The sequence below is a fragment of the Pseudonocardia sp. ICBG601 genome, from assembly GCF_020496245.1.
Genome location: NZ_JAHLJA010000209.1, coordinates 1 through 5,124 on the forward strand (window position 1 = coordinate 1; position 5,124 = coordinate 5,124).

2 protein-coding genes and 2 pseudogenes are annotated in these 5,124 nt (G+C 76.8%); all 4 read right to left on the reverse strand.

The window, feature by feature from the left end; all coding sequences use genetic code 11:
* Positions 1-544, reverse strand: a 544-nt coding sequence (locus KPL57_RS73385; RefSeq protein ID WP_374203962.1) for a sterol carrier protein domain-containing protein, incomplete at its 3' end; no start/stop codon positions are given.
* A pseudogene (locus tag KPL57_RS73390) lies at positions 502-1,353 on the reverse strand (GNAT family N-acetyltransferase); the annotation flags it as partial. The pseudogene KPL57_RS73390 and the gene KPL57_RS73385, both read right to left, overlap by 43 nt.
* Positions 1,354-1,420: 67 nt before the next feature.
* Positions 1,421-2,359, reverse strand: coding sequence for a DUF4333 domain-containing protein (locus KPL57_RS60665; protein WP_226358931.1), 939 nt, complete (start codon positions 2,357-2,359; stop codon positions 1,421-1,423).
* Between the two features lie 114 nt (positions 2,360-2,473).
* Positions 2,474-5,124 (reverse strand): annotated as a pseudogene (locus KPL57_RS60670) (DEAD/DEAH box helicase); the annotation flags it as partial.

A 5,124-nucleotide genomic window follows, 5' to 3' on the forward strand; every position in this document is an offset into this window, starting at 1 on the left:
CGCCCCGGCCGCCGGCCGGTGCCGCCGGGTCGGGTCGGGTCGGGTCGCCGGCGGGGCAGGAGCCGCCGGATCCGGGTCGCCCGCCGCGCTCAGAAGAACGTGCCACACCACGGGGCCGGGCCGGGCACCGCGAACAGCGCGTCCGCGCGGACCGCCGCTCCGGGGTGCGCTCGCTCCAGCGCCCGCGCGCCACCAGCGACGACGGCGACCGGCCGCCGAGGAACGCAGCCGACAGCGCGTCGACGGTGCACTCCAGGTCCGGATCGGCGTCCGCGGCGGGCTCGGCGGCGCCGCCGGCGAGGCGCCAGGTGCCGCCGTCGCCGAGGAACGCGTCGTGCACCCGCAGCACGACCGGTCGCCCGGCCCCCAGGTGCGGGCACTCAGCGCCGCGCCCGGGTCGAGCAGGCGCAGCCACAGGTCGTCGCCGTGCCCGGTGACCCGGTGGGCCCGGGAGTCGGTCAGCATCAGGTCGAGGTCCTCGTCGAGCGGGCGTACCCAGCCGATCACCGCACCGGCCAGGTCGAGACCGGTCAGGAACCGCCACAGCCCGGCCGTCGCGGCGGGCCCTGCGGACCAGAGCTGCTGCAGCCGGACCTCGTCCGTGGCCCCGGTGGCCAGGTCGCCCTCGGAGACACCCCACACCACGAACCCGTCGTCGACGCCGTCGGTGCCGGTGTGCACCGCCACGCCCTTGTACTCCCCGGCGGACGGGCCCGCGGGGCGCAGCGCCCGCCGCCACCAGCGCGCGGAGCGGGTCATCCCGCCCGGGCGATAGGCGGCGAGGCGTTCCTGCAGGTCGGGCAGCAGCGCGGTCGCCTCGTCGGGGTCGAGCATCCGCACCGTGCCCCCGGCCGGGGCCTCCTGGCGCCACGTGGCGCCCGTCGTGACGCGGACGTGGTCGCCGCGGGAGGCGACGCCGTAGCCGTAGCGGCCGTAGATGGTGGCCTCCGACGCGCGGAGCACGGCGGCGACGTCGCCGCGATCGCGGGCCGCCCTCAGCTGGGCGCGCATGAGGGCGGTCAGCCGCCCGGCGCGGGTCCGGTCGGGTCGCACCCCCACGCCGCTGACCGCGGCCGCGGGGATCCGGGTCCCGCCGGGCAGGGTCAGCCGGGTCGGGAAGGAGTACGCGGAGCCGACGATCGCGCCGGAGGGGTCGGTGACGCCGAGCCAGTGCTCCTCGGCGGCCTGGCCGTGGGCCTCCCACGCGTCGTCGGTGATCGGGCCGTGGTGCAGGGTGCCCAGGAACAGGTCGAACGCACGCCGCCGGTCGGCGGGGTCGGTCAGGGTGCGGACCGTGTGCGGGGCGGCCGTCGGCGGGGCGGGGTGCGGGGCGAACGGGGCATCGGTGCTCACATCCGACGAGCCTCGCGCCCGCGCGCCCCGCGCGCCAGCCGATTAGCCGGCCGTCACCGCGGCCCGGTCAGACCCGCCCGACCTGGTAGTCGCCCTGGTCGCTGGTCACGACCACGGGGACCTCGACCTGCTCGCCGTCGACGACGGCCTGGCAGGTGAACCGTGTGCCGGCCGACACCTCGACGTCCTCCGGGCAGGCGATCGCACCGACCTGCAGGCCGTAGTCCCGGGTGAGGACCTGGGTGACCCCGGCCTGCAGCGTGGTGCGGTCGAGCCGGTCGCTGCCGAGCACGCCCGCCCAGAACAGCGCCCCGACGACGAGCGCGGCCACCACCACGGCGCCGATCCCGGCCAGGATCCACAACCGGGTCCTCGACGGGGAGCGGACCGCGTCCCGCGACACCCAGGGCTCGTCCTCGCCGGGTCCGGGGTTCTGCCACCCGCCCGCATCGGCCCCGCCGTCGGCGGGGACCGCCGCGGTGGACTGCGCGTCGGCCCAGGGCGACTCGGGTGAGGACGCCGGCACGGCGTCGGTGGGGGCTCCGGCGGCCCGGCGACGGGCGCGGCGCCCGGTCGGCACGGCCCACCCGCCGTCGGTGCCGGTATCGGTGCCGGTGCCCGCCTCGTCGCCCCACAGCGGCTCGGCGCGGGTCCGGTCCCCGGTGTCGCCGCCGGCGGCCGATCCGTCGTGGGCGGCCCAGCCGCCGGTGTCGCCGCTGTGACGCCCGCCGGCGGGCGGGACGGCGTCCCAGCCGCCGGTGCCCTGCACGGGCGCGCCGCCGGCGTCGTGGGTGGCGTCCCGGCGGGCCGTGGCCGGGTCCCAGCCCGCGTCGGTGCTGCCGTGGGTGGCCCAGCCGTCACGGTCGTCGCGCTCGGGGGACCAGGCTCCTGTGGTCTCGGGGTCCGCGCCCCACCCGCCGGGCGGTGGCGTGCCCCAGGCGGGGATCTCCCCGGTCCGCTCCGCGGCATCCTCGGGATGCCGGTCCGGTCCCTGCGGGTTGTTCATCGCCTACTCGTCCGCCCGTCTCTCTCGTCGTTCCTGCTGCCTGTGGCCGTGCTCGTGGCCGCTGTTCGTGGCCGTCCGTTCGTGCCGTACGCTGGTGCCGTGTGCCGGTGACCGCTACTGCATACCGGCCGCGACCACACCACGCCGGACGGCACCGGAGGCCCGGTGGGCCGCCTTCCCGACCGGGCTCGACCGCCCGGCGCCCCCGCGATCTGGTCGAGCAGGTCGAGGACCTGCCGGGTCCAGCGTACGAAGTCGCCCGCGGACAGCTCGTGCCCGTTCCGCTCGGCGGCCTCCAGGACCTGCGCCAGGGACTCCCCGCGGGCCCACCGGTGCATCGGCCAGGCGAAGGCCAGGTCGGGTGCCCGGGTGCGTTCGGCCTTGTGCCGGCGCTGGTCGGCGTCGAGCTCCTCCCACAGCCGCACGGTGCGCTCCAGCGCCTCGGACACCGGGCCGGGGGGCAGCCGCGGCATCGGGGCGTCGTCGCGGCGGGACTCGTAGACCAGCGCCGAGACGACCGCCGCCAGCTCCTCGGGTTCCAGGCCGTCCCACGCGCCGTGCCGCAGGCACTCGGCGGCCAGCAGGTCCGACTCGCCCCACAGCCGGGCCAGGATCCGGCCGTGCGGGGTGATCTCCTCCTCGCCGGGCTCGGTCTCCCCGGCCGGGACGAGGTAGCCGCGCTCGGCGAGCAGCGCCCGGATCCGGTCGAACGCCGGGCCAGCGAGTGCGTCGTGGCCCGCACCTTCTGCCGCAGCGACTCGGTCTCCCGCTCCAGGCGGGCGTGCCGCTCGGCCCAGCGGGCGTGCGCCTCCCGGTCGTCGCAGCCGTGGCAGGGGTGCGCCCGCAGGGCCCGGCGCAGCGTCGACAGCTCCGGGTCGTCCTGCACCCCGGGCCGGCGACGACGCCCGACGGCGCGACCCTCCCCAGCCGGGAGGCGCGCAACGAGGCGCCAGGTCCCGGCGGACCTGCGGGGAGCGGTGCTCCACCCGCTTGGGCAGCTTGATCCGGCCCAGCACCTCCACCGCGTCCGGGAAGTCCGCGGCCGACAGCCGCCCCGCCCACCGGTCCTCGGTGCACACCAGGCCGGCCGGACCTCGGGGTCACGGCCCGCGGCCGACACCGCCCCGATCCCCGGGTCGAGCACCACGGCGATCCCGGCGCGCCTGCCCGAGGGCACCGCGATCACGTCGCCGGGGCGCAGCTCGCGCAGCGACTCCGTGGCCTCGTCCCGGGCGGCGACGGTGTTCTGGCGGCGCAGCGACTTCTCCCGGTCGGAGATGCGTCGGCGCAGGTCGGCGTACTCGGCGAAGTCGCCGAGGTGGCAGGTCATCGCCTCCCGGTAGCCCTCCAGGGCCTCGTTGTTGCGGTCGATCCGCCGGGCCAGCCCGACCACCGACCGGTCGGCCTGGAACTGCCCGAAGGAGCGTTCCAGCAGCTCGCGGGCGGCGTCGGTGCCGAGGCGCCCGACCAGGTTGACCGACATGTTGTAGACGGGCCGGAACGAGCTGCGCAGCGGGTAGGTGCGGGTGGAGGCCAGCCCGCCGACCTGCTCCGGGTCCATGCCGGGAGTCCAGAGCACGACGGCGTGGCCCTCGACGTCGATCCCGCGCCGCCCGGCACGCCCGGTGAGCTGGGTGTACTCGCCGGGGGTGAGGTCGACGTGGGCCTCGCCGTTGTACTTGACCAGCCGCTCCAGCACGACGGTGCGGGCGGGCATGTTGATGCCCAGCGCCAGGGTCTCGGTGGCGAACACGCAGCGCACCAGGCCGGCGACGAACAGCTCCTCGACGGTCTCCTTGAACGCCGGCAGCAGCCCGGCGTGGTGCGCGGCGACGCCGCGTTCCAGCGCCTCGCGCCACTCCCAGTACCCGAGCACCCCCAGGTCGGCCTGCGGCAGGTCACCGGTGTGCTTCTCGACGATCCGGCGGATCTCGTCGACCTCCTCGGGCACGGTCAGGCGCACCCCGGCCCGCACGCACTGCCCGACGGCGGCGTCGCAACCGGCCGGGAGAAGACGAACGTGATCGCGGGCAGGAGCCCCTCGCGGTCGAGCCGGTCGATCACCTGCACCCGCGACGGCGGCCGGAACCCCCCGCGCGACGGCCCGCCCCCGCGCGGCCCCCTGCCGACGACGGCCGTGGAGTCGGTCTTCCCGCCCCGGGTGCGTCCGCGCTGCGGGCCGCCCCGCCCGCGCGGACCGCGATCGCCCGCCCGGTCCGCGGCGCGGGAGGTGGTGAAGTCCCGCCGCGCCATCTCTCGGGTGTAGCGGACCAGCTCCGGGTCGACGACGACCTCCCCGGGCCCGCCGGGGGTGCGTCGCTCGCCGAACATGTCGAACAGCCGGTTGCCGACCATCATGTGCTGCCACAGCGGCACCGGGCGGTGCTCGTCGACCACGACGCGGGTGTCGCCCCGGACCTCGACCAGCCAGTCGCCGAACTCCTCGGCGTTGCTGACCGTGGCCGAGAGACCCACCACCGCGACGTGCTCGGGCAGCTGGAGGATGACCTCCTCCCAGACCGCGCCGCGGAACCGGTCGGCCAGGTAGTGGATCTCGTCCATCACCACGTAGCCGAGGTGGTCCAGCCGCCGGTTCGCCGCCTTGTCCGAGTCGGCGTAGATCATGTTGCGGAGCACCTCGGTGGTCATCACGACCACCTGGGCGTCGCCGTTCACCGCGGTGTCGCCGGTGAGCAGGCCGACCGCGTCCGCGCCGTAGCGGGCGACCAGGTCGGCGTACTTCTGGTTCGACAGCGCCTTGATCG